Annotated in this window: 24 protein-coding genes; 16 read left to right on the forward strand and 8 right to left on the reverse strand. The window is 70.9% G+C overall.

All coding sequences use genetic code 11. From position 1 onward, the window contains the following. Window positions 1-148: 148 nt before the first annotated feature. The 11 genes from torT (at window position 149) to AC5L3X_RS06385 (ending at window position 11891) form a co-directional block, all read left to right on the forward strand. The gene (gene torT / locus AC5L3X_RS06335) at window positions 149-1270 is read left to right on the forward strand and encodes a TMAO reductase system periplasmic protein TorT (protein ID WP_494855710.1); all 1122 of its coding nucleotides are present in this window, start codon (window positions 149-151) and stop codon (window positions 1268-1270) included. 43 nt (window positions 1271-1313) lie between these two features. Beyond that, complete coding sequence (locus AC5L3X_RS06340) at window positions 1314-2840, forward strand: sugar ABC transporter ATP-binding protein (RefSeq protein WP_494855711.1); 1527 nt, start codon at window positions 1314-1316, stop codon at window positions 2838-2840. After that, the gene (locus AC5L3X_RS06345) at window positions 2837-3868 is read left to right on the forward strand and encodes an ABC transporter permease (RefSeq protein WP_189124973.1); all 1032 of its coding nucleotides are present in this window, start codon (window positions 2837-2839) and stop codon (window positions 3866-3868) included. The genes AC5L3X_RS06340 and AC5L3X_RS06345 overlap by 4 nt, the downstream gene beginning before the upstream one ends. A 2-nt stretch (window positions 3869-3870) precedes the next feature. Further along, window positions 3871-4620: a 5-oxoprolinase subunit PxpA gene (pxpA, locus tag AC5L3X_RS06350; RefSeq protein ID WP_494855713.1), complete on the forward strand. Its 750-nt coding sequence runs from the start codon at window positions 3871-3873 to the stop codon at window positions 4618-4620. Next, window positions 4613-4858 carry an acetyl-CoA carboxylase gene (locus AC5L3X_RS06355; protein ID WP_189124971.1) on the forward strand — a complete coding sequence of 82 codons (246 nt, stop codon included), beginning with the start codon at window positions 4613-4615 and terminating at the stop codon, window positions 4856-4858. The genes pxpA and AC5L3X_RS06355 overlap by 8 nt, the downstream gene beginning before the upstream one ends. Window positions 4859-4863: 5 nt before the next feature. Beyond that, on the forward strand, window positions 4864-6228 hold the full coding sequence (locus tag AC5L3X_RS06360; protein WP_494855715.1) for an acetyl-CoA carboxylase biotin carboxylase subunit: 1365 nt from the start codon (window positions 4864-4866) through the stop codon (window positions 6226-6228). Then, window positions 6225-7130, forward strand: coding sequence for a 5-oxoprolinase subunit B family protein (locus tag AC5L3X_RS06365; protein WP_494855716.1), 906 nt, complete (start codon window positions 6225-6227; stop codon window positions 7128-7130). The genes AC5L3X_RS06360 and AC5L3X_RS06365 overlap by 4 nt, the downstream gene beginning before the upstream one ends. Next, window positions 7120-8097 (forward strand): 5-oxoprolinase subunit C family protein, encoded by a 978-nt coding sequence (locus tag AC5L3X_RS06370; protein WP_494855718.1) that lies wholly within the window; start codon window positions 7120-7122, stop codon window positions 8095-8097. The genes AC5L3X_RS06365 and AC5L3X_RS06370 overlap by 11 nt, the downstream gene beginning before the upstream one ends. A gap of 64 nt (window positions 8098-8161) precedes the next feature. Next, window positions 8162-9034 (forward strand): FAD binding domain-containing protein, encoded by an 873-nt coding sequence (locus AC5L3X_RS06375; RefSeq protein ID WP_494855720.1) that lies wholly within the window; start codon window positions 8162-8164, stop codon window positions 9032-9034. Next, the gene (locus tag AC5L3X_RS06380; protein ID WP_494855722.1) at window positions 9031-9516 is read left to right on the forward strand and encodes a (2Fe-2S)-binding protein; all 486 of its coding nucleotides are present in this window, start codon (window positions 9031-9033) and stop codon (window positions 9514-9516) included. The genes AC5L3X_RS06375 and AC5L3X_RS06380 overlap by 4 nt, the downstream gene beginning before the upstream one ends. Continuing rightward, complete coding sequence (locus AC5L3X_RS06385) at window positions 9513-11891, forward strand: xanthine dehydrogenase family protein molybdopterin-binding subunit (RefSeq protein ID WP_494855723.1); 2379 nt, start codon at window positions 9513-9515, stop codon at window positions 11889-11891. Before AC5L3X_RS06380 ends, AC5L3X_RS06385 begins: the two co-directional genes overlap by 4 nt. 49 nt (window positions 11892-11940) lie before the next feature. Here the strand turns inward: AC5L3X_RS06385 and AC5L3X_RS06390 are convergent, their stop codons facing one another. Beyond that, complete coding sequence (locus AC5L3X_RS06390) at window positions 11941-12405, reverse strand: nuclear transport factor 2 family protein (protein ID WP_189124964.1); 465 nt, start codon at window positions 12403-12405, stop codon at window positions 11941-11943. 335 nt (window positions 12406-12740) lie between these two features. On the opposite strand from AC5L3X_RS06390, the gene AC5L3X_RS06395 reads away from it, so the two are divergent. The 5 genes from AC5L3X_RS06395 (at window position 12741) to AC5L3X_RS06415 (ending at window position 17149) form a co-directional block, all read left to right on the forward strand. Further along, complete coding sequence (locus AC5L3X_RS06395; protein ID WP_494855725.1) at window positions 12741-14339, forward strand: sensor histidine kinase; 1599 nt, start codon at window positions 12741-12743, stop codon at window positions 14337-14339. Window positions 14340-14432: 93 nt separating this feature from the next. Then, window positions 14433-14867 carry a roadblock/LC7 domain-containing protein gene (locus tag AC5L3X_RS06400; protein WP_189124963.1) on the forward strand — a complete coding sequence of 145 codons (435 nt, stop codon included), beginning with the start codon at window positions 14433-14435 and terminating at the stop codon, window positions 14865-14867. Further along, on the forward strand, window positions 14864-15220 hold the full coding sequence (locus tag AC5L3X_RS06405) for a DUF742 domain-containing protein (protein WP_189124962.1): 357 nt from the start codon (window positions 14864-14866) through the stop codon (window positions 15218-15220). The genes AC5L3X_RS06400 and AC5L3X_RS06405 overlap by 4 nt, the downstream gene beginning before the upstream one ends. Beyond that, a complete protein-coding gene (locus tag AC5L3X_RS06410; protein ID WP_494855727.1) occupies window positions 15201-15824 on the forward strand; it encodes a GTP-binding protein in 624 nt (207 codons plus the stop codon). Before AC5L3X_RS06405 ends, AC5L3X_RS06410 begins: the two co-directional genes overlap by 20 nt. After that, complete coding sequence (locus tag AC5L3X_RS06415) at window positions 15821-17149, forward strand: cytochrome P450 (protein ID WP_494855728.1); 1329 nt, start codon at window positions 15821-15823, stop codon at window positions 17147-17149. Before AC5L3X_RS06410 ends, AC5L3X_RS06415 begins: the two co-directional genes overlap by 4 nt. Window positions 17150-17219: 70 nt before the next feature. Here AC5L3X_RS06415 and AC5L3X_RS06420 read toward each other — a convergent pair whose 3' ends face one another. The 7 genes from AC5L3X_RS06420 to AC5L3X_RS06450 form a co-directional block, all read right to left on the reverse strand. Then, window positions 17220-17819: a neutral zinc metallopeptidase gene (locus AC5L3X_RS06420; protein ID WP_494855729.1), complete on the reverse strand. Its 600-nt coding sequence runs from the start codon at window positions 17817-17819 to the stop codon at window positions 17220-17222. A gap of 240 nt (window positions 17820-18059) precedes the next feature. Further along, entirely contained in the window at window positions 18060-18668 is a 609-nt protein-coding gene (locus tag AC5L3X_RS06425) for a hypothetical protein (protein ID WP_494855731.1), read from the reverse strand. 112 nt (window positions 18669-18780) lie between these two features. Continuing rightward, window positions 18781-20295, reverse strand: a complete 1515-nt coding sequence (locus AC5L3X_RS06430; protein ID WP_494855732.1) for a serine/threonine-protein kinase — start codon at window positions 20293-20295, stop codon at window positions 18781-18783. After that, entirely contained in the window at window positions 20292-21686 is a 1395-nt protein-coding gene (locus tag AC5L3X_RS06435; RefSeq protein ID WP_494855734.1) for a protein kinase domain-containing protein, read from the reverse strand. The genes AC5L3X_RS06430 and AC5L3X_RS06435 overlap by 4 nt, the downstream gene beginning before the upstream one ends. Further along, window positions 21683-22549 (reverse strand): hypothetical protein, encoded by an 867-nt coding sequence (locus AC5L3X_RS06440; RefSeq protein ID WP_494855735.1) that lies wholly within the window; start codon window positions 22547-22549, stop codon window positions 21683-21685. The genes AC5L3X_RS06435 and AC5L3X_RS06440 overlap by 4 nt, the downstream gene beginning before the upstream one ends. Window positions 22550-22554: 5 nt before the next feature. Continuing rightward, a complete protein-coding gene (locus AC5L3X_RS06445) occupies window positions 22555-23181 on the reverse strand; it encodes a hypothetical protein (RefSeq protein ID WP_494855736.1) in 627 nt (208 codons plus the stop codon). Between the two features lie 29 nt (window positions 23182-23210). Then, window positions 23211-24959: a serine/threonine-protein kinase gene (locus tag AC5L3X_RS06450; protein WP_494855737.1), complete on the reverse strand. Its 1749-nt coding sequence runs from the start codon at window positions 24957-24959 to the stop codon at window positions 23211-23213. Window positions 24960-25037: the final 78 nt, after the last annotated feature.

Consider the following 25037-nt stretch of genomic DNA (forward strand, 5'->3'; position numbering starts at 1 on the left):
GCTGACCGAATCTCTGTGCACTTGCACGATACAAGCTCGCCAGCCTTGGCCCTCACGCCCGTAGACGCTGAAACCGACCGCCATGTTGACTGCAAACACCCATCTACCTGCGAAGTTCCCGGCGTGGAACGAAACACAGGGAGCATTCGTGCACTTCCGTTATCCCGCCGTTCTGGCGACCTCCGCCGCCGCGCTCCTGGCGTTGACCGCCTGCGGCTCGGCCTCCACCACCGAGTCCGGAGGCGACACCCCCGCGAGCGCCGCCGCCGACGCGAACTGGGCCCCGGCCAAGATCGACATCTGGGCCGACCTGGCCATGGACAGCGAGCGCAGCAAGGGCGAGTACACCCCGCTGGACAAGGCCGAGAAGCCCTGGAACATCTGCGTGTCGGTCCCCCACATGAAGGACGCCTACTGGCTCGGCCTCAACTACGGCGTGGCCGAGCAGGCGCGCGAGTCCGGCGTCAACATGACGATGGTCGAGGCGGGCGGTTACGAGAACCTGGACAAGCAGACCCAGCAGATCGAGGACTGCGCCCAGAGCGCGGACGCCCTGGTCATCGGCGCCATCTCCTACGACGGGCTGAACAAGACGGTGGACCGCCTGGCGGCCGCCGGCAAGCCGGTGATCGACGTCGTCAACGGCATGTCCAGTGACAAGGTCACCGCCAAGTCGCTCGTCTCGTTCAACGACCTGGCCGACATCACGGCGAAGTGGCTGATCGAGGACTCCAAGGGCGAGGCCGTCAAGGTCGCCTGGTTCCCCGGGCCGAGCGGCGCGGGCTGGGCCGAGGCCGGCGAGGAGGGCTTCAAGGCCGCCCTCAAGGACAGCAAGGTGGAGGTCGTCGACACCAAGTGGGGCGACACCGGTAAGGATGCACAGAGCCGGCTGATCGAGGATGTGCTCGCCGCACACCCGGACATCGACTACATCATCGGGACCGCCGTGACCGCCGAGGCCGCCGGGCCGATCCTGCGCGACCGCAGCCTCAGCGACAAGATCCGCGTCGCGGGCTACTACTTCACCCCTGGCACCTACACGGGCATCCAGCGCGGCACCGTACAGGCCGCTCCGAGCGACAGCACGGCGCTGCAGGGCCGGATCGCCATCGACCAGGCCATCCGGGCGCTGGAGAAGAAGGAGTTCATGAAGCACGTCGGCCCCGAGCTGGTCATGGTGACCAAGGACACGCTCGGCGACTTCGACGTGGCGACCACGCTGGCCCCCGACGGCTGGTCCCCCACGTTCACCGTCAAGGCCGGCAGCTGACCCGACCCCACCTGACGCCCGTCCATGACCAGAAAGTTGTCTCATGACCGATCCTGACCACGAGGTCGTGCTCCGGGTCCGCGGGCTCACGAAGAAGTACCCCGGCGTGACCGCGCTGGACGGGGTGGACTTCGAGCTTCGCAAGGGCGAGGTGCACGTGCTCTTCGGAGAGAACGGCGCCGGCAAGTCCACCCTCATCTCGATCATCTCGGGTGCCCAGCACCCGGATGGCGGGACGATCGAGGTCAACGGGCGTCCCGTTCACCTCGCGGGCGTCGCGGCCGCCCGCGGGCTGGGCATCAGCGCGGTCTTCCAGGAGTTCTCGCTGATGCCCACGATGACCGTGGCCGAGAACCTGGTCATGGGCGCCGAGCCCGGCCGCTTCGGCCTCATCAACCGGCGCCGGGTCCGCAGGCTGGCCCAGGAGCGCCTGGACGAGTTCGACTTCCACATCTCGCCGGACCGGCTGGTGGAGACGCTGAGCCGGGCCGAGCAGCAGATGGTCGAGATCGCCAAGGCGTTCCGGCCCGAACTCAGCGTCCTCATCCTCGACGAGCCGACCGCCTCACTGACCGAGGAGGAGTCGGAGCGGCTCTTCAGCCTGGTGGAGGAGGCGCGAGGCCGGGGCATCGGCATCGTCTACATCACCCACCGGATGGCGGAGATCCGGCGTCTCGCGGACCGGGTGACCGTGCTGCGGGACGGCAAGCTGATCACCACCGTCCCGGGCGGCACGCCCGACGACGAGCTGATCAACCTGATGACCGGCCGCGTGGTGGAGGACCTCTACCCGGAGCTGCCCGAGCCGGGCACCCGGGTCGTCCTGGCCGCCCGTGACCTGTCCACCTTCGACGGCGCCGTACGGAACGCGACCTTCGAGCTGCGCGCCGGGGAGATCGTGGGGTTCGCCGGGCTCATGGGCTCGGGCAAGTCCACCGCGGCCCGCGCCTGCTTCGGCCTGGAACGGGTCGACTCCGGCACGCTGACCATCGACGGCGCCGATCTCACCAGGGCCAGACCGGCCCGGGTGATGAAGGCCGGCGTCGTCTACCTGCCCAGCGACCGCAAGACCGAGGGGCTGCTGCTGAACCGGCCGCTGCGCGAGACGGTCACGCTGCCCTGGCTGCACCGGGACTCGATCTCCAGCGGCCCGGTGCTGCGTCCCGGCCGGGAACGCGCCGTGGCCGGTGACATGCTGCGCCGGATGAAGCTGAGCCCACCCGACCCCGAGCGGACGGCCGACAGCTACTCCGGCGGCAACCAGCAGAAGGGCCTGCTCGGGCGGGCGCTGCTCGGAAACTGCAGCACGTACCTGCTGGACGAGCCGACCGTCGGGGTGGACGTCGGGGCCCGGGTGACGATCTACGACCAGATCGTGGAGCTGGCCCGGCAGGGCAACGCCGTGCTGGTCATCTCCTCCGAGCTGCCGGAGATCCTGCACCTGTGCCATCGCGTGTACGTCTTCGCGCACGGGACGATCACCGCCGAGCTCCGGCAGGACGACATCAACGAACAGACGATCCTGCGTCACATGATGCATTGGGACGAACCGGCGAAGGAGATCGCATGACCCTCCAGAGTGAGGTCGAAGTCACCGCGCGGCCTCGGGGATCTGTGATCTCGTACGCCGCCCGGATCTTCGTCAGGATCGGCGTGCTGCCGATCCTGGTGGTCATCGCGTTGATCACCTTCTCGTTGATGTCGGACAACTTCCTGACCGTGGACAACATCCACTCGGCGCTCAGGCAGAACTCGTACATCATCATCGCCACCCTCGGCCAGTTCGTGGTGCTGCTGGCCGGTGGCTTCGACCTGTCGATCGGCGCCATCACCGCGCTGGTCTCGGTGTCCACGGCGATGGCCATGTCGTCCCAGACGGGCTCGCCGCTGAGCGCCGTAGTGATCGGGATCGTGGTGGGCGTGCTCGTGGGCATGGCCTGCGGGCTCCTCAACGGCCTGGGCGTGGCGAGCCTCAACATCAATCCCTTCATCATGACGCTGGCGACCGCCTCGGTGTTCTCGGGCCTCGCGCTGATGCTCACCTCGGGCGTGCCGGTCTCCGGGCTGCCCATGGAGTTCAGCGACTGGCTGGGCTACGGCAGCGTCTTCGGGATAGGCATCTCCATCTGGCTGGCGCTGCTGGCCGCGGTCGTGCTCTGGGTGCTGCTCACCCTGACGCGGCCCGGACGCCACATCTACTCGGTCGGGTCCAGCCCGCGCGCCGCCCGGCTGTCGGGAGTCAACGAGTTCCGCACCCTGATCCTGGCGTACGTGACGGCCGGCGCGCTGGCGGCCGTCGGTGCAGTGCTGCTCACGGCCCGCCTCGAGACCGGCGAGGCGAACATCGGCGCGTCGCTGCCGCTGCAGACGATCGCCGCGGCCGTCATCGGAGGCGTGAGCCTGCGCGGTGGCGCGGGCCGCGTGCTCGACGCGGTCCTGGGCGCGGTGTTCATTGGGATCGTCGCCAACGGCATGAACCTGGCGCAGATCAACTCCTACTACCAAATGATCGTCACCGGCGTCGTGCTGGCTCTGGCCGTCGTCGCTGACCGGCTTCGCACGCGGCTCGCCTCCGCGGTGTACGCCGGAAAGGTGTGAACATGAAGGTCACTCTCAACTCCGACATGGGTGAGTCCTACGGGATCCACTCCTTCGGCAACGACGACGCGCTGCTCGACCTCGTCGACACCGCGAACGTCGCGTGCGGGTTCCACGCGGGTGATCCGAGCGGCATCCGGGAGACCGTCACCAAGGCCGCCGCCGCCGGTGTCTCCGTCGGCGCGCACCCGGGCCTGCCCGACCCGGTCGGCTTCGGCCGCCGCGAGATGAAGCTGTACCCCGACGAGGTGCGCGACATCGTTCTCTACCAGGTCGGCGCGCTCAAGGGCTTCCTCGACGCGGCGGGCGTCGCGCTCGACCACCTCAAGCCGCACGGCTCGCTGTACGGGATGGTCGCCCGCGACGAGGCGCTGATGGACGCCGTCTGCGACGTCGCCGTGATGTACGGGGTGCCGGTCTTCGGCATGGCGGGCACCGCGCACGAGCGGGTCAGCGCCGCTCGCGGGGTGCCGTTCCTCGCCGAGTTCTACGTCGACCTCGAGTACTCGGCCGACGGCGGACTGATCATCGCCAGGCGCCCGCATGCCACGCCGGTGGAGCGGGCAGTGGAGCGGATGACGGTCGCCCTCGATGAAGGGGTCGCCATCGCCGCCACGGGCGAACGCATCCCGATGAGGTTCGACACGGTCTGCGTCCATTCGGACACGCCCAACGCTGTGGCAGTGGCCACCGCCATCAGGGCCGTCATCGATTCGCAGGATTCGACTTCTGGAAAGGTCTCGCATGTCTGAGCACGTTGTGCAGTCTCCGCTGCCCGGAGTCTTCTACACCCGTCCCGCTCCCGACAAGGAGCCGTTCGTCGAGGTGGGCTCCGTGGTGAGCGCCGACACCACCGTCGGACTGGTCGAGGTCATGAAGCAGTTCGCCGAGGTCAAGGCCGGTGCGAGCGGCACGGTGACGCGGATCCACGCCGAGAACGAGAGCATCATCGGCCCCGGCGACGGCATCCTCACCATCGAGAAGGGTTGATCTTGGTGCGCAAGTTGCTGGTCGCCAACCGTGGGGAGATCGCGGTACGGATCATCCGTGCGGCTCGGGAGCTCGGGATCAGCACGGTGGCCGTCTACAGCGAGGCCGACCAGGAGGCGCTGCACGTCCGGATGGCCGACGAGCGGGTGCTCATCGGCCCGCCGGCGGCCTCCCGCAGCTATCTCGACATGGACGCGATCGTCACGGCGGCGGTCGACCTGGGCGCCGACGCGGTGCACCCCGGCTACGGGTTCCTGTCGGAGCGGGCCGAGTTCGCGCAGAAGGTCGCCGACGCGAGGGTCACCTTCGTCGGGCCGTCGGCCAGGACAATCCGGCTGATGGGCGACAAGGCGCGGGCGCGGTCCGCCGCCGACGAGGCCGGCGTGCCGACCGTCCCGGGTTCGGCCGGGCCGGTCGACGGCCTGCCGGAGGCCCTCGCGGCGGCTGAGCGGGCGGGCTATCCGGTGGCGATCAAGGCCGCCGCCGGGGGCGGTGGCCGCGGCATCCGGGTCGTGGCCGACGCGGCCGAGCTCGCCGAGGCGCTGCCGGTGGCCCAGGCCGAGGCCCAGGCGGCGTTCGGCAGCGGGCTCGTCTACATCGAACGGTTCGTCGAGCACGCCAGGCACATCGAGGTGCAGGTGTTCGGCGACGGCGAGAACTTCGTCCACCTCGGCGAGCGCGAATGCTCGATGCAGCGGCGCCGCCAGAAGGTGCTGGAGGAGGCGGGCGCGCCCGGCCTGCCGGAGAACGTGCGCAACGCCATGACCGACGCGGCCGTCGCGCTCGCCAAGGTGGCGGCCTACACCGGCGCCGGCACGGTCGAGTTCCTCTACGACCCGGCCACCGAGGAGTTCTACTTCATCGAGATGAACACCCGGATCCAGGTGGAGCATCCGGTGACGGAGATGGTGACCGGCCGCGACTTGGTCCGCGAGCAGCTGACCGTGGCCTCCGGGGCGCCCCTGTCGTTCGCCCAGTCCGACGTCGAGTTCCGCGGCCACGCCATCGAGGTGCGGCTCAACGCCGAGAACCCGGAGTTCTCCTTCATGCCGAGCCCCGGCGTGCTCTCGTCGATGCGGATGCCGGGCGGCCCGTTCGTCCGCATCGACTCGGGCTTCGAACCCGGCGGCGAGGTGAGTCCGTTCTACGACTCCCTGCTCGCCAAGATCGTGGTCTGGTCCGACACCCGCGCGTCGGCGATCTCCCGCATGGCGCGCACCCTGGACGAGGTCGAGGTGGAAGGTGTCGTCACCACCGCGGGCTTCATGCGCAGCGTGATCGACATCGAGGAATTCCGCGAAGGCCGCTACCACACCACCTTCCTCGAAGGGTGGATGGCCGGCCGTAACAAGAGTGGCGGGAACGCATGACACAGAACATCGCGCGCAGAACAGGCCAGAGCCGCTACTCCTGGGGCGGCGACGAGCATCTCGTCGTCCAGTTCGCCGAGGCCATGAGCCTTGAGGTCAACTTCACCGCCATGGCCGTGTCGAAGATCCTCAGCGAGGACCGCATCCCGGGCATCGTGGACATCTGCCCGGCCAACGCCTCCCTGCTGATCAGGTTCGACCCCGACATCGTGCCACCGGCCGAGCTGGAAGCGACGGTGCGGGCGGCCGAGGAGAAGGTCGCCGGCTCCCCCTCCCGCAGCGTGGAGACCCGCATCTTCGAGGTCCCCGTCTGGTACGACGACCCGTTCACCAACGAGACGGGCGCCCGCTTCCGCGACCGGCACCAGCGGCCCGAGGGCAACGATCTGGAGTTCGCGGCCGTCGAGAACGACCTCGACTCGGTGCAGGCGTTCATCGACGCCCACTCCGGCTCGCCGTGGATCACGTCGATGGTCGGCTTCGTGGCCGGGCTGCCGTTCCTGTTCCAGATGGTCCCGCAGGAGCGGCAGCTGGAGCTGCCCAAGTATCTGCGGCCGCGCACCGACACCCCGGCGCTGACCGTGGGCCACGGCGGCTGCTTCGCCTGCATCTACTCGGTCCGCGGGGCCGGCGGCTACCAGATGTTCGGCGTCACCCCGGTGCCGATCTTCGACCCGGAGCAGCGGCTCGCCGACTTCAGCGAATTCATGATCTTCTTCCGGCCCGGTGACATCGTCAAGTTCCGCGCCGTCGACCAGGCTGAGTACGAGGCCATTCGGGCCGAGGTCGAGGCGGGCACCTACCGCTATCGGCAGCGCCCGGTGACCTTCGACCTCGATCGCTTCCTGGCCGACCCCGACGGCTACAACACCGAACTTCTGGAGGCGCTCTATGCCAGTTGAGATCCTCGAACCGGGGCTGGCCTCCAGCATCCAGGACCGCGGCCGTCCCGGCTACTACAACGTGGGCATCCCGCCGTCCGGCGCGGCCGACCTGCGTGCCGCCGCCGCGGCCAACCTGCTCGTGGGCAACCCGCTCGACGCGGCGGTCATCGAGTCGCCGTACATGGGTCCGGTGCTGCGCTTCGACGAGCCGACGGTGGTGGCCGTCACGGGCGCCGACATGCCGGTGATGCTCAACGGCGAGCCCGCGCCGCAGTGGGAGTCCTTCGCCGTCGCGGCCGGAGACCAGCTGACCTTCGGCTTCCTGCGGGCGGGGGCGCGCATCTACATCGCCGTCGCCGGCGGGTTCGACGTGCCCGTGGTGCTGGGCAGCCGGTCGACGTACGCGCTCGGCGGGTTCGGCGGCTTCCAGGGCCGCAACCTCAAGAAGGGCGACGTCGTGCCGGTCGGCCGGTCCTCCGGCGGCGTGCCGGGCCAGGTCGTGCCCGAGACGCTCAGGCCCGTCTACAGCCGCGACGTCGAGCTGCGGGTGGTCCTCGGCCTGTACGACTACCGGCTGACCGACGCCGGGCGCAGCTGCCTGCTGGAATCGGAGTGGACGCTGACCCCGGTCGCCGACCGCACCGGCTTCCGCTACTCCGGCCCCGTCCTGGAGTGGGAGGAACGCGTCCAGCCGTTCGGCGCGGGGTCCGACCCGTCCAACATCGTGGACGCCGGTTACCCGGTCGGTTCGATCCAGGTGCCCGGCGGCGTCGAGCCGATCATCCTGCACCGCGACGCGGTCTCCGGCGGCGGCTACGCCATGGTGGCCAGCGTGATCAGCGCCGACCTCAACCTGGTGGCGCAGTGCTCCCCCGGCACCCGCACCCGGTTCGTCGCCGTGACCCTCGACGAGGCGTTGCGGGCCCGCGCCGACTCGGCCGACCGGGAGCTGAAGCTGCGCCAGGCCCTCGGCGCAGCCACCTGACCCGGCCCCGCCGTTCCGCTGAGGGACGGCGGGGGCCGTCGGCCACCAGACAAGGAGGTTCTCGATGACGGTTCCGACCGCGCCCAGCCTGTACCAGCCGACCTCGCTGGACGACGCCGTCGAACGGCTGGCGGTCGCCGGCCCCGACGCCGCTCCCATCGCGGGCGCCACCTGGATCATGAGAAGTCCTTCGCGTGGCGAGCCGTTCCACCGCGAGTACGTCTCGCTGGCCCGGATCGAGGAGCTACGGCGGATCGACGACGACGGCGCCACCCTCACGATCGGCGCCGCCGTCACCCACGCGCGGCTCGCCCAGGCGCTGGCCGGCCACCCAGCGCTGGAGGCGCTCCGGCAGGCCGCGGCGACTTCGGCCAACCCGTCCGTCAGGCGTCAGGCCACGGTCGGCGGCAACCTCTGCGCCCGCGACTTCGCGGCGGCCGACCTGGCGCCCGCGCTGCTCAGCCTGTCGGCCAGGGTGGTGCTGGCGGGCCCGGCGGGCATCACGACCACGCCGCTCAGCGGGTTCCTGGCCGGTCGTGACAACCTGCCGCCCGGGACAGTGCTGGCCCACGTGTCGGTGCCGCTCGCGCCGGTCGTCTCCGCGCACGCCCGCCTCACGCTGCGGCGCGCGGGCGACTACCCGGTCGCCATCGTCAGCGTCGCGGCGGCGCTCGATCAGGCGGGCGTGGTCGAGTCGGCCACCGTCGCCGTGGGCTCTGTCGAGCCCGTGGCCCGGCTGTGGCCCGAGCTGGCGGCCGCGATGACCGGCCGTCCGCTCGACGCGGACGAAGCGGTCCGTACGGCCCGCGAGCTCGCCGGATCCTTCACCCCGCGCACCTCGGTGGAGGCGGACGGCTGGTACCGACTGCAGGTGCTGCCGACGGTCGTCGGCCGTGCCGTACGAGCGCTGGAGCCGCACGGAAGGGACAGGACATGACCGAGTTGTTCGTCAACGGAGAGCCGCGCCGGGTGCACGCCGACCCGATGACCCCGCTGTCCGGCGTGCTCCGCGAGGAGCTGCATCTGCGCGGCACGAAGGCGGCGTGCGGCGAGGGGTTCTGCGGATCCTGCACGGTGTTCGTCGACGACGACGCGGTGGCCTCCTGCCTGGTGCCGGTGGGCCTGGCGGAGGGCAGGTCGGTCCGCACCGTCGAGTCCCTCGCCGACCCGGCCGGCGCGCTGTCCCCGCTGCAGCAGGCGATGAAGGACAACGACGCGGTGCAGTGCGGCATGTGCTTCCCCGGGATGCTGATGTCGCTGACCGCGCTGCTGGAGACCAACCCGAGCCCCGAGCGGCGTGACGTCCACGAGGCCCTGGTCGGCAACATCTGCCGGTGCACCGGATACGAGCGCATCGTGGAGGCCGCCCTCACGGCGGCACGAGCCGCCACCGCGACGATGGAGGAGGACGCGTCATGAGCGACGTCATCGGAGCGGACCTGCCCCGCCGCGACGCCGAGGACAAACTGCGCGGCCGGACGGTGTTCACGGTCGACGCGGCCGAAGGCGGGCTGCTGCACGCGGCCTTGTGCCGCTCGAAGGTCCCGGCGGGCCGCATCGTGTCGATCGACCTGGAGCCCGCCCGCCGCATGCCCGGGGTGCGGGCCGTCGTGTCGGCGGCCGACGCCCCCGGCCGCTACGGGATCACCATCGCCGACCATCCCCTGTTCGCCGTCGACCAGATCCGCTACCTGGGCGAGCCCGTCGCGGCGGTCGCGGCGGAGACCCTCGACCAGGCCCGCGCGGCGGCCGCCGCGATCGTGGTCGAGGTCGAGGAGTACACCCCTCTGGTCACCATGGCGCAGGCCCTGGCCGACGACGCCCGTGACCTCCATCCGGGCTGGGAAGACTACGACGTGCTCGTCGAGGGCGGCCGGCGGGGCCGCAACATCGGCTGGGAGGCCACCGTGGTCCGCGGCGACACCGACGCCGCCTTCGCCCGCGACGACGTGCGGATCGTCGAGACGGAGTTCGTGGCCGGCCGGCAGAACCAGGCCCCGCTCGAACCCCGCGCGTGCGTGGCCGGCTACGAGAACGGCCGGTTCGTCATCCAGACGTCCACCCAGGTGCCCTGGTCGGTCCGCAACTCCACCGCCCGCCTCCTCGGGGTGCGCGAGGCCGACGTCCGCGTGGTGGTCCCGCCGGTGGGCGGCGGGTTCGGCATGAAGTTCGAGGTGAGCCTCGAACCGTTCGCCGCGCTGCTCGCCCGGGCCGCGGGGCGGCCGGTCAAGCTGGTCAACAGCCGTCAGGAGGAGATGCAGACGGCCCTGTGCCGGGAGAACGCGGAGATCCGGATCCGGTCGGCCGTCACCGAGTCGGGCGAGATCGTCGCCCGGGAGGCCGTCGTCCTGATGGACTGCGGCGCCTACGGCGGCGAGCAGCCGTTCCTGACCAGCATGACCGCCCACACGCTCGGCGGAAACTACCGGCTCGGCGCGGTGCGCCTGGTGAGCCGGGCCGTCTACACCAACACGCCCCCCAACGGCGCCTTCCGCGCCTGCAACGGCACCTACTGCACCGCCGCCCTCGAACGGCACACGGACGAGATCTGCGCCGCCATCGGCATGGACCGGGTGGAGTTCAGGCGGCGCAACGTGCTCGGCGACGGCGACCTCGGATCCACCGGGCAGGTCTTCGAGGGCGACGTGCTGGCCCCGATGATCGACCGGATGGTCGCGCTGCGCGACTCCGCCGCCCCGGTGGAACGGGCCGACGACGGCCGCCTCTACGGGACGGCGACGACCGTCGGCACCTGGTTCATCTTCGTCGGCCCCTCCGCCGCCACCGTCAACCTAAACCCGGACGGCACGGCGACCCTGGTCACCGCCGGCGTCGAGATCGGCTCCGGATCGACCATGCAGGCGATCCCGCAGCTCGTCGCCGATTCGCTGGGCCTGCGGCCGGAGGACGTCACGGTCCGGGCCGCCGACACCGACGCGGCCGGGTACGACGGCGGCGTCGGTGGCGGCCGGACGACCGTCTCCCTGGGCGCGGCCGGCGTCGCGGCCTGCGACGAGGTGCGCCGGAAGGTCTTCGACCTCGCCGCCGAGATGCTGGAAGCGTCACCCGATGACCTGGTCCTCACCGACGGCCACGTGGCCGTCAACGGAGTGCCGTCGGCGCGGATCACCCTGCGCGAGGTGGCCGAGCGGGCGCAGCAGGTGTCCGGGCCGATCTCCGGCTCCGGCTCGTTCACCGGCATCGGGGTGCAGCCGATGTCCGGCTGCGCGGCCGGGCACATGATCGGCGCGCTGGACCTGCCCGTCTTCGCCGTGCACGAGTGCGACGTGGCCGTCGACCCGGACACCGGCCACGTGGAGGTGCTCGCCTACCGCGTCGTCCAGGACGTGGGCCGGGCCATCAACCCGAGGGCCGTCCGCGGCCAGGTGCAGGGCGGTGTCGTCCAGGGCCTGGGCTACGCGCTGCACGAGGAGATCACCATCGACGCGCGGGGGAAGGTGCGCCAGACCGGGTTCGAGACCTACCGCATGCCGCTGTCCGGTGACGTCGTACCCGTCCAGCTCGACCTGTACGAGGGAGCTCCGTCGTTCGGCCCGCTCGGGGTCAAGGGCGCCGGCGAGGTGCCCATCCTCAACGTGGCCGCGGCGGTCTCCTGCGCGGTGGCCGACGCCATCGGGCGGCCGGTGTCACAGATCCCGCTGACCCCGCAGCGTGTCCTCGGCCTCGTCCTCGGCCGTGAGAGCGAGGGCGTGGAGCTGCGGCACATCGGGCCCGGCTGGCGTGACAACGTGATCGCGGACCCTGACGAGCTGATGGCCGCAGCAGGGGTGTGAGGTCCGCACCCGGGGGATCCGCATCCCGGGGTGCGGATCCCGGGGATGTTCACAATCCGAGATCGCTCAGCCCCGGGTGGTCGTCCGGGCGGCGGCCCAGCGGCCAGTGATACCTGCGCTCCGACTCCCGGATCGGCAGGTCGTTGATGGAGGCGTACCTCAGCTTCATCAACCCCTCGCCGTCGAACTCCCAGTTCTCGTTGCCGTAGGAACGGAACCAGTTGCCGGAATCGTCGTGACACTCGTACGCGAAACGCACGGCGATCCGGTTCTCCTGGAACGCCCAGAGCTCCTTGACGAGCCGATACTCCAGCTCCCGCGCCCACTTGCGGGTGAGGAACGCGACGATCTCGTCGCGCCCGTTGACGAACTCCGCGCGATTCCGCCAGGCGGAGTCGATCGTGTAGGCCTGGGCCACCTTCTCGGGGTCGCGGGTGTTCCACGCGTCCTCCGCCAGCCGTACTTTCCGGGTGGCGGTCTCGAAGGTGAACGGCGGCAGCGGCGGTCTCGTCATGCGATCAGCTTATAGTCGCGGATTATCCCGCCATCGTAGGCGAACAGCCGGTCTGTGCCCCTTTGGCCGATCGTTGGGACCACCGGAACGCCACCTTGATCATCAGCCCACCTGGCCAGGCCAAATCGACCCATGTGTTGACTCTTTGTGCGTTAAAGGGGCAACGCATGATTTGAAGGTGCTTGTCTGTTCTTGGCTGTGCACGTGGTGCTAGCGTGTGCGCCTGTTCCCTTGCGCTCCGTCGCGAAGCGGCCACGCAACCGACCTGTCGCGCGAGGGGAGCAGGTTCGACGCGGCTCGGCCATGCCTCGCCGCCACGCCCCCAAGGACCGCCGATGCCAGCAGAAGCACCCCGCCGGACACAGCGCAGGCTTTCGCCGAGGGAGCTGGCGGTCATCGCCTTTCTCGGCACCTTGATCATCATGGCCTGTGTGTGGCTGTGGGCGGTGTCCTCCGTCACCGCCGAGGCCAAAGGCGTGATGGCGTTGGTCGGTGGCGTCTCGGCCGCGCTGCTCGCCGGCACCACCGCGGCCGTCGTCCACTACGCGGCCGCCGGGCGCCGCTCACGCGAGCAGGCCAGGTCGATCGCCGCGCGGCTGGCCCGGCTGGAGCGCGAGGTGCTGCAGCTGACCGAGGAGTCGCTGCCCGCGCTGGGACGTCAGGTGCGCGGAGGGGTCTCGGTCTCCGACGCCCTCACTCGCGTCGTCCAACCTCAGGACGGCGCGTTGCCCAGCCTGCTCAAAGCCATCGGGCACGAGCTCGACGTGCTCGAACGCGAGCGCACCATGGCCCAGGCGTCCCGCTCGGCCATGGAGTCCGAGATCGCCCGGGTGACCGGTGAGACGCTGCCCGACCTGGTCAAGCGGATCCAGGCCGACCGGATGTCGGCGACCGCCGCCCTGGCCGAGGTGCGCCAGCCGGTGCACACCCCGCTGCGCGAGCTGCTGGCCGAGACGGCACGCCGGCTCGACGAGGGCGAGCGCAGGGGCGCCGCGGTCATGGCGGCCTGCGCCGGCGCCGCGGCCCGCGTACAGGCCCAGGCCACCAGCCTGCTCGCCCGGCTGCGCGAGCTGGAGGAGCTGTACGGCGACCAGGAGGAGGTCTTCGCCGACCTGCTGGAGCTCGACCACCGCATCGCCCAGATGAGCCGGCTGGCGGACAACGTCGCCCTGCTGAGCGGCGGTCGCTCCGGCCGCCGGTGGACCCGGCCGATCGTGATGGAGAGCGTCCTGCGGGGCGCGATGGGCCGCGTCGGCGCCTACCGGCGCATCCGCCTGCACTCCACCAGCACCGTCGCCGTGGCCGGATACGCGGCCGAGGGCGTGATGCACGCGCTGGCCGAGCTGATGGACAACGCCGCCGCGTTCTCGGCGCACGGCTCCGAGGTTCACGTGTACGTGGACGAGGAGGACGCCGGTGTCGTGATCACGATCGAGGACAGCGGCCTCGGCATGCGCCCGCGCGAGCGGCACCACGCCACCAGGCTCGTGAGCGAGCCGCTCGACCTGCGGACGCTGTCCGGCACCCGGCTGGGCCTCGCGGTCGTCGGTCGCCTGGTCGACAAGTACGGTCTGACGGTCAGCTTCCGGCCGTCGGCCCGAGGCGGCACCGGAGTCGTCGTGCTGATCCCCCGCCTGCTGATCACCCAGCCCAGGCAGGACACCGCCCCACCCGCGATCGAGCCGGCCCGCCCCGCCGTGCCGGCCTCCGTGGCCGCCGTGGCCATCCCCGCCCAGGAAGGACCGGCCGAGGACGACGACGGCCTCCTGCCGAGGCGGCGACGGGGTCAGACACTGGCCGAGGCCACCAAGGGCCGGCAGGCGCGGATCGCGGGGCCCGTACGGGAAGGGCGTGACTCGGCGGCGAGGTTCGCCGCCTTCCGCCAGGCGGGGGCGCGCGGGCGCGGCTCTTCCCCGGGCCCGGGCGACGACTGACGCCCGCCCGCGGCTACCGGAACTTATCGATCACAGATAGGAGGCAGGGGCGGTCACGCCGGCGCCCGCGCCGGAGGGCGCCCCGTCGTTTCGATGAGCACTATAGACGCTTCGCGCAGTACCGATCGCAACCTTGACTGGCTGCTGGAGAACCTCAGAACCAAGACCCCGGGGATCAGGCACGTGCTGGTGCTGACCAGGGACGGCCTCAAGATGTGCTACACCACCGGCCTGGAGCGCGACGGCGCCGACCAGCTCGCCGCCCTGGCCGCCGGGATCCAGAGCCTGTCGCTGAGCGCCTCGGCCGAGTTCGGCGACAGCATCGGGGCGGGGCAGGCGATGGTCGAGTTCGCCGGAGGGCTGCTGCTCATCGTGCCGGCCGGGGCGGGCGCCCATCTGGCGGTGGTCGCCGAGGAGGACGGCGAGGTCGGGCTGATCGCGCACAACATGAACGAGCTGGTGGAGCAGATCGGCGTCTACCTCACGGCCGCGCCACGCCAGGCGGAGACCAGCGGCGAGCGCCCATGACGAGGCGGGCCATCGACCAGGAGGACCCGGACCGGCTCTACACGGTCACCGGCGGACGCACCCGCGCCGACGAGACGGCCTTCGACTCCGTCTCCCTGGTCGTGAGCGAATGCCGCCCGACTCCCGGCATGCAGTCCGAGCACGTCAAGATCCTGCGGATGACCCGGCGGCCGACGGCGGTCGTGGAGATCTCCGCCGAGCTGCGGCTGCCCGTCAGCGTGGTGAAGATCCTGCTGCGCGACCTGCTCGACACCGGCCGCATCACCGTCCGCCATCCGTCGGCCGCCACGCAGGCCGGACAACCGGATCCCGAACTCCTGAAGCAGGTGCTCATTGCCCTCCACGACCTCTGACCAGCCTGCGGCCGGCGTGCGGGCGCCCCTGCGCGAGACCGCCGTCGACGCCCTCAAGATCGTGATCGTCGGCGGGTTCGGCGTCGGCAAGACGACCATGGTCGGCTCGGTGAGCGAGATCCAGCCGCTGAGCACCGAGGAGGTCATGACCCAGGCCAGCGTGGGCATCGACGACGCGAGCCGGGTGCGTACCAAGGCCACGACCACGGTCGCCTTCGACTTCGGCCGGATCACGCTCAACGCCGGCATGGTGCTTTACCTGTTCGGCGCGCCCGGCCAGCAACGGTTCTGGTTCGTATGGGACCAGTTGTTCGCCGGCAGTCTCGGCGCGGTCGTCATGGTCGACACCCGCCGCCTGGAGGAGTCGTTCTACTCCATCGACCGGCTGGAGCACCACCGGATGCCGTTCGTGGTCGCCGTCAACCGCTTCGCCGACGGGCCCGCCCTGAGCTCGGTGCGCGACGCGCTGGCGTTGTCGCCCGAGGTCCCGATCGTCGACTGCGACGCGCGGGAGCGGTCCTCGTGCAAGACCGTGCTGATCACGCTCGTGGAACACCTCGCCCGCATGCACGACCTGTCGCCCGTCCGAGAGAGCACTCCGTGACCAAGCTCCCCGCCTCGCCCGCCGACTCCGCCGACTCCGCCGGGTCCTCCCCGCGCAGCGGGGGCCTGTTGGACGGATACCCCGACCACACCGACGCGGCACGCCTGTACGAGCCGGAGACGTACGACGACCCCGGTCCCCTTTACGAGCAGCTGCGCCGCACGTACGGGCCCGTCGTCCCCGTCCTTCTCGACGGCGACGTCCCGGCCTGGCTCGTGGTCGGCTACCGCGAGCTGCACCACGTCACCAGCCAGCCACAGTTGTTCGGCCGCGACCCGAGGCGCTGGAACCTGCGCGAGATCGTGCCGCCGGACTGGCCGTTGCGCATGTACGTGAGCTGGTCGCCGACAATGGTGTTCACCGAGGGCGCGGAGCGGATGCGGCGCGGCGGCGCCCTCGGCGACGCGCTGGACGCGATAGACCGCACCGAGCTGACCCTCGTCTGCGAGAGGATCGCCGACCTGGTGATCGACGCCTTCTCGGGCGACGGCCGGGCCGACCTGATCTCCCAGTACGCCTACCGCATCCCGGCCCAGGTCGTCGCCCGGCTCTTCGGCATGTCCGAGAGCGAGGCGCCCGAAATGGCCGAGGAGATCAAGATCGTGATGGACGGCGGCGAGGACGCCCACGCGATGCTCGGGCCCATCGTCGGGCGCATGGCGCGGCTCATGGAGAGCAAGCGCGCCCAGCCCGGCCGCGACCTCATGTCGATCCTGCTGGCGCACTCCGCGCGGCTCACCGACGACGAGATCGTCCAGGACGCGATGGCGCTGGTGATGGCCTCCCACGGCACCAGCTCCAACTGGATCGGCAACACGCTGCGCCTCATGCTGGTCGACGACCAGTTCCAGATGGACCTCCAGGGCGGGCGCAGCAGCGTCTCCGAGGCGCTGAACCAGGTCCTGTGGAAGGACCCGCCGATGCAGAACACACCCGCCCGCTACGCCGTACAGGACTGTGAGCTGGCCGGGCACCGCATCCGCAGGGGCGACCTGCTGGTGCTCAGCCTCGCCGCAGCCAACGCCGATCCCCAGGTCCAGCCGGCCGCGTCCACGTTCTCCGGGCCGAACCGAGCGCACATGGCCTTCAGCCACGGCGAGTACGGCTGCCCCTTCCCTGGCCCGGAGCTGGGCGAGATCATCGCCAAGACCGCGGTGGAGGTGCTTCTGGACCGCCTGCCGGACGTGCGCCTGGAGGTGGAGCCGGCGGACCTGCGGTGGCGCCGCTCGATCTGGATCCGCGCGCTGGAGTCGCTGCCCGTCCAGTTCGCGCCCACCATGCCGGCCGGTCAGCCCTCACCCCACTCCTGGGCCGACCTCCGCTGATGCCGCACATCAGGCCAGGCTCGGCTCAGGCCCGCCGTTCTTCGTCCACCGCGGATCAGGACACCTTGGATCAGGACACCTTGGACGACGGGGCCGTCCAGGTGTTGCACGCCGCCGGCGACCCGGCACGGAAGCCCTTGTCGAGCCAGGCGGCGATGTTGCGGCCCTTCCCGTGGTCACTGGCCTTGGTCCACTCGTCGCCGCTTTCGCGCGTGATGTCGAGCAGCTCGTCCCAGTCGTCCCGCGTCCGGTCCAGCGAGTCCCAGAAGCTGCGCATGAAGACGCCACCCAGGCACTCGGCCTGCAACTCGTTGCGCCGGATCTGCTCGTTCAGCTCCTTCTTGCCCTTGTACGGGTAGTAGTCGAACGCGCGCGCCATCCGGGTGAGGTGCTGCACGTGGTGCCCGTACTCGTGGGTGACGATCTGGAAGTTGAACAGGTCCCAGGGGTTGGAGAGCGTGTCGTCATCCAGCAGGACGAGGAAGCGCCGCTCCGCGTCGCAGTAGACCGCCGCGGCCTTCCCCCAGGAGCCTCCGCAGTAGCGCCGCGGTTTGGTGATGAAGCCGATCCTGGCCTTGGCGAAGGGCAGCCCCGCCCGCTTCGAATAGGCCGCCCAGGAGGTGTTGAGGCAGTTCAGCACCGAGGTCAGATACCTCTTGGCGGAAGGCACGTCGTTCGCCTTGATCTCCCGCTCAGGACATGCTCTCGGTGTGAGCTTGCCGCTGCGATACAGCTTGTTATGGGTCAGTACGCGATCTTTGATGGGGTAGGCGGTCGCGTGGGCCGTACCGGAAAGTAAGAGCAAGAAAGCTACGCAACCTGCAAGAAGGGGAGATAAACGCATGATCGACATCATAGGAGCAAGGTGGCTTTGGGCGAGTTGAGCCGACCGGAAAAGGTCGCGGCGCCTTCAGCTACCCAACTGAGCCTTGACCACGTCCAAGATCACGGAGGCGGCCAACCCGAAGGCCACGCCTGCCAACATGTATCGTCGCTGAGTTCTCCTCCCCCGTTGATCCACCTTCTCCGCGACGGCGTCGATCTTGGTTCCGAGAAGGCGGTCGAAGGCGTCGGCTTCTTCCTTGCGCAACTGCGCGGCTTCCCTGCTTGACTCGGCCTCCAGCCGGTTCGTTTCAGCTTCGGCCGCGAGTCGTCTGGCCACGGCGGCACGTGCGTGCATGGCCGCTTCGAGATCCGCGAGTTCGGCGAAAGTGCCTTCCAGGCGGAGCGCCAGGTCTTTGAAGCGCACCTCAAGGCTTTCGTCGTCACTTGCGATCGAGGTGCTTTTGCGGGGCGCGACTTCTTCGACGAGACTTTCTAGATGATCGAACCGTCGATCCACGCGGAGTTGGTGACGGAGTATCACGGTCGCGACGATTCCCAGCGCCAGCAGGCCGGCGGCGCTGATGAGCTGGGAGGAGTCCTCCGGCCCTCCGAGCACCTCTTCGGGAAGAATCCCGATCATGCCTATGCCTAACGCGAGAATCACCGCCATGACGGCATCGATGTTCGCTGTCACCCACTGAACGAAGCGTGCTGGAGACCTGGCCATGCTGGTTTTCTATCTGATCTTCGTGAGGCACGACAGACGAACGGAGTTCCGGTCTCAGCGGGCTCCACCGGACGACCGGTCAGCGCCGGAGCGCGTCGACGACCAGGCGGGCGACCGACAGCACACCCTCCTGATGCGCCTCGGTCACGGTGGGGGTCCCGCCCTTGGCGAAGGTCTTCGAGTAGTGGAGCTTCACCAGCCGGTCACCGACCCTGAACACGACGGTGCTGGTGGCGTTGTCGAGCAGACCGACACCTTCGACGGCGAAGGCCTCGTCCCCGAGGCCGGCCACGTCTCTCGGCGGCAGGTCTCCCGGCTCGGGTCCGAGCAGACCGCCGGACCGCGCCCGGGACATGTCGGTCTCCCGGCGGGCGATGTAGATCTCCCGCGCCGTCTCCGGCCCGGTCCTGCCCTGTCGCGGCGGGAAGGTCTCGACCGTCACGGTGAGATCACCGGCGTCCGCCGACCACGCGCACCCTCCAGCCGAGGGGGCCGGCTTGCGCGGGGCCGGTAGGAGGGTCTCCACCTGGCCAAGGGTCAGCAGCCCACATGGTTCGAGAGTCGCCGGCGAAGACGCGGCCGGCGGCGTCGCCCCCGGCTGCTCACGTGACGCCACCACGCTCACCGCGACCGTCCCGGCCAGCACCACCGCGCCGGCCGCCACGGCGGCCCGCCGCCGACCGCTCGTCCGCTCTCCGTCCGCAGACCCGTCCAGCCTGGTCGCCGGTAGGTCCACCTCGGGCGCCGGGGTGGGTGGTTCGGGCCTGGCGGCGTCGACCGGCAGGCCGTCGGCGATCCTGCCGAGATCCCGCCGGAGCCGGTCGGCGTCTGGGCGGTCGGCGGGATCCCTGGCCAGCGACCCGAGCAACAAGCCGGCGAGCGGCCCGGTGAAGGACGGTTCGCGTGGCGGCTGAGTGAGCACCGCGGCGAGCACCGCCATCGGCGTGTCCCGGTGGAAAGGTGCCTGCCCCTCCGCCGCCGCGTACAGCGTGGCACCCAGCGACCACAGGTCCGCCTCGGGCCCGTCATCCTCGCCCAGCAGCCGTTCGGGCGCGATGTATCCGGGCGAGCCGACCAGGGCGCCCGGCGAGGTCAGCCCCAGGTCGCCGACGAACGCCGCGATGCCGAAGTCCGTGAGCAGCGCCTTCCCGTCCGGCCCGATCATGATGTTGGCCGGTTTGACGTCGCGGTGCAGGATCCCCCGCCGATGCGCCTGGGTGAGCGCGTCGAGCACCCGCACCCCGATCGCGGCGACCCGGGCGGGCGGCAGCCGCCCCTCGGCACGCACCACCTCCTCCAGAGAACGGCCCGCGATCAAATCCATGACGATCCACGGCAGGCCCTCCTCCTCCAGCACGTCGTGGACGGTGACGATCGCCGGGTGCCGGAGCCGCGCGGCGGCGCGGGCCTCGCGCAGGGCGCGCTCGCGCAGCTCAGCCAGCCGGTCCGCGGACACGGCGCCCTTCGGGCGCACCTCCTTGACCGCCACCTCGCGATCGAGCAACTCGTCCCTGGCCTGCCACACGGCGCCCATCCCGCCTGCTCCGAGCAGCCGGACGAGCCGATAGCGGCCGGCCAGCAGGCGCTCGGTCATGCTCGCCTGGCGAGCGCGTCCGCGACCCACCGGGCGGCACGCAGCCCACCGGCCGCGAGGCGGCCCTCCGGATCGTCCTTGATCCGACCGGAGTAGACGATCTCGGCCACCACGTTGCTCACCCGCACCATGACCACCTGGGAGAGCCGGTCGCTGTCACGGAGCTGGTAGGTGTACGCCTCGTCACCCAGGCCGGGCAGCGGGCGGTGACCTGTGCCTCCCACTCGCGTCCGGGCGTCCTCGCTCTCCCTCCTGAAGAGCTCGCGACTGCCGGCCAGTTCGGCGGGCGGGTGGTGCTGGAGCACGAGCTTGACTCTGCGCTTCAGCCCTTCCGGAACGCCCGCCCCCAGGGCCGTGTCCCCACGACACACGGCGGGATTCGGGCCGGTCGTTTCCTCGTCGTCGATGGTCGGTGCGGGGACGAGGGCGGCGAACTGGGCGTCGGTGAGCAAGCCGCAGGCGACCGGCACCCGTACGAAGCCGCCCCGGGAGTTCGCGGCCCGCTCCGCGTCGGCCCCCGCCTTCACCCGGGCGCCGAGCACCCCGGCTCCGCAGGCCAGCACGACGGAGCAGGCGACCACGGCGGCGACGACGCTCCTGGGGACGACCAACGGTTCGCGGACCGGCCGGCCCGCGGCGATCCGGCGCAACCGGCTGCTGATCGTCCGGGGACGGGGCCTCGTCAGCGGGTCCTTCCCGAGCAGCGCTTCCAGCAGTGGGGCGAGCGGGCCCGCGTGCGCCGGCTCGCGCGGCCGCCCGGTGAGCGTCGTACTCGTGGTGGCCAGCGCGGTCGCCCGCCGGTACGGGGGCACGCCCTCGACCGCGGCGTACAGAGTGGCCCCCAGCGACCACAGGTCCGAGGCCGGGACGGGCGGGCCCGTCAGACACTCGGGCGCGGTGAAGCCCGGGACGCCGACGAAAGCCCCGGTCCGGCCGCCACCGCCGAACCCCGCGAGCTTGACCCGGCCGTCACCGTTGATCACCACGGTGGCCGGAGTGACGGCGCCGTGCACGAGGCCCCGCCGGTGGGCCGCGGTGAGGGCGGCCAGCGCTTCCAGCCCGAGCGCGGCCACCTGCTCGACGGGCAGCCGCCCCTGGTCGGCGAGCACCTGAGCCAGGCTGGTGCCGTCTTCGAGGCCGGTGATGGTCCACAGCCGGTCGTCGTCGGCCGTGACCAGGTCGTGCACCACGGCGACCGGGGCGTTCCTGATGGCGTCGACGGCGCCGATCCGCTCGATCACGTGCTCCCGCCACTCGGCCGGATCGGTTCCGGCGGGGACGGGCAACTCCTGCGCCAGCACGTCGCGGGCGAGCAGTTCGTCGTAGGCCAGCCAGGCGGCGCCCATCCCGTACGCCCCGAGCGGGACGTGCAGCCGGTACCTGTCGTTCACCGCTCCAGGCCCTCCAGGCTCCGATGGGCCAGCTCGACCAGACGCTCCTTCATCGGGCCGGCCTCCTCCCGCGTGCCGTTCAGCCGAAGGTAGTGGACGTCGACCACGACGGCGCCGTAGCGGTAGCCGACCATGGAGACGAACAGGCCGCTCTCCGTCACGCCGCCGAGGTAGAACGCCTCGTCAGCGAGACCGGACACGGGCATCAGGTGCCGGTCGGCGGGCCCCTCGGGAAGGTACTTCTTGCGGACGTTCTCCGCGTTCTGCCGCCGGTCGGCCAGGTCCGAGCCGGCCTTGTCCTCGTCGTCCCCGCGCCATGTGACCCAGACCGTCATGGTGGGCCGCTGGGCCGCCCCGATCGCGGCGTCCCCTGAGGTGATCTGACATTGGTTCATCGCCGGGTCGGGAGGGGAAGACGCGCGGGCCGTCTTCTGGGCCTGCGCGACCAGCGTCCGCAGGTCCTCGACGGTGAGCAGGTCGCAGGCCTGAGGCGGCGTGCTGAAGTGCGGGGGCCGCGCGGTGGCGACGGCGAGCGTCGTGGCCGTCACAGCGACGGCGGCCGCGCAGACGGCTGCCACCACGAGCGCCCGGGTCCGCCTGCCTCGCGGGTCGAGCCGCATCACCAGCCATGGCGTGTCCCCGTCGACCACGAGGTCGTGGACGGCGGTGAGAGCGATCGCGCGGCCCCGCACCGCCTCGCCCGCCGCGGCGAAACCCGCCGCCAGGTCCGCCGCGGACCTCCCCGCCACCTGGGTGACCGCGACGTCCCTGCGCAGCGACTCGTCACGGGCCCGCCAGACGTCGGTGCCGCCCAACCGGGCGACCAGCCGGTAGCGTCCGCCCAGTACGCGCTGCTCCGTCACGGGACTCACCTCAGCCGCCTCAGTGCCTGGACCGCCCAGGTGGCGGCCTGCCGGGCACCGCGTTCCAGCCGCCCGTCACGGTCGGCGGTGGCGCCGTACCTTCTGTAGTCGATCTCGGCGATCAGGTTGCCGAGCCGGACGACCATGCGCCGGCCGAACCCCGGCAACGCGCTGCTCATGTCGCCGCGCGCCGCGTACGCCTCGTCACCGAGCCCGGCGACGAGCGGTGGTTCCTCCGCGTCCGTTCGCAGCGCCTGGAAGTACTCCCTGGCGCGTGCCTCGTTCGGCAGCAGCCGCAACCTGAGCGCCAAGCCGTCCCGGGGCTTCGCCGGGTCGTCGAGGGAGTCCCACTCACACCCGCCGCGCCCGTCGCGCCGGCTGAACGGTTCGTGGACCAGCTCGCCGAACTGCGACTTCGTGAGCAGGCCACAGGCGTACGGCAGTTCGGTGAAGGGCCCGGAAACCGGCTCGGCCGTGACCGGCGCCTCAGGAGGAGGAAAAGTGCGGCCGGGAGCGGCGGCGGCGGGCAGCCGACCGTAGAGCACGGCGACGGCCGCGCCCACCCCGATCAGGAACACCACCGCCAGAACGGCCACGGTTCTGGAGACGGCGACACCTCTCCTTCGTGTCATCGACTCATCCCCCGTCGTGTGTCATCGGCTCATCCCCCGCGGTTGAGAGCGACCACGATCCACTGAGCCGCGGTCCGTGCCCGCCGCTCGATCAGTTCGGCGTCGTCGGCCTCGTTGATGTTGAAATAGCTCACCCTGAGGACCAGGTTGGAGGTCCTGAAGGTCACGTCGGTCCCCACCCGGCCGCCCATCCAGCGGTCGTTGGTGTGCACGAGGAACGCCTCCTCACCCACCCCGGTGACCGGCGTGGCGATCGACGTCCGAGCCGTGGTCCTTTTCATGCCGATCTGCGGCCATTCCATGAGCACCCACGAGCTGGTGTCCGCATACTTGGACCGCTCACCGACAAAGGTCCGGTGGGCCTTGTTCGGGCTCCCGCCCCACGGCTCGCCGCCCATGATGTCCACCGACACCCCGGATCCCTCGGGCAGGACGGTCGCCTTCCTGAAGCGCAGGACGGTGTCGGAACCCGCGGGCATCGCGTCCCCCTTCTTGAAGCGATGCCCTGGCCCTCTCGCGGTCCACGAACAGCTGTTGCCGCTCGACTTTCCGGCTGGATCGGCGACCTTCGGGAGCAACTGTCGTACCTGCTCGGGAGTGAGCAACTCGCACAGTCTGACGGGGATCCCGAACCTGCCCGGTTGGTCGCTCGGGTCGGCCGGCGGCTGAGTGGCGGCGGCGGGCGAGGCCGCCGTGCCCGGCGCGCCGAACGAGAAGCCCGCGGTGGCCGCCAGCGCACTGGCGATCACGGTCCCCACGAGCAGCACCCCAGGCCCCGCCCCGCCCCGGCGACGGACCGCTGCGGCGGTCAGGAGCCGGCGCCGGCCACCGGCCACCGTGCCATGACGCGCGACCCGGGCGCGGGCCTCACCACGCGTGACCTCGATCGCGCCACCCCTCGCGGGCTCAGTGTCACCGGGCGCGGCCTCCTTCGTCACGCCGGGGCGGGCCGGCCCGTCCGCTGTGGCGATCTCCGCCAGCATCGCGCCGGCCGTGGCGGCATCCGGCCTGTCTTCCGGACGCCGCTCCAGCAGGCCCATCAGCACGGGGGCCAGCGGCCCCGACAGCACCGGCGGGCGCCGCTGCTCGGTCAGCACCGCCGCGAGCACCGCCGTCGGCATGTCGCCCGAGTACGGTGGCACGCCCTCGACGGCGGAGTAGAGCGTGGCGCCCAGCGACCACAGGTCCGACGCCGGCCCGTCAGGCTCGCCGTGCAGGCGTTCCGGCGCCATGTAGCCGGGCGATCCGACCAGCACCCCTTCGGCGGTGATCGTCACCTGGCCCTCGATCGTGGCGATGCCGAAGTCGGTGAGGACGGCCCGGCCATCCTCGTGGAGGAAGATGTTGGCCGGTTTCACGTCCCGGTGCAGCACCCCGGCCTCGTGCACGAAGGCCAGCGCGGCGAGCACCTCGCCGCCGATCGCCGCGACCCGCCCGACGGGCAGCGGCCCTTCCTCCTCGACCGCCTCCTTCAGCGACCTGCCGTACAGGACCTCCATGACCAGCCACGGTCTGCCGTCCTCGGAGATCACGTCGTGCAGGGCGACGACCCCTGGGTGCCGCACCCGGGCGGCGGTCCGCGCCTCGCGCAGGACTCGCTCATAGGCCTCCGCCCGTTCGGCGGCGTCCAGCCCCGCGGGCAGCGTGACTTCCTTGACCGCCACGTCCCGCTCAAGGAGCTCGTCGTGGGCCAGCCAGACCCTGCCCATGCCCCCGGATCCGAGAGGCCCGCGCAGCCGGTAGCGCCCCGCCAGAACGGAGTCTGGACCGAAGATCATAAATCAGCAGATTAGCCGTCATCTTCACGTTTGATCCAGAAATGGCGAGACCTCGGCCGCTCCCGGGCCGAGCCTCGC

It is taken from the genome of Nonomuraea sp. CX421 (assembly GCF_059358955.1).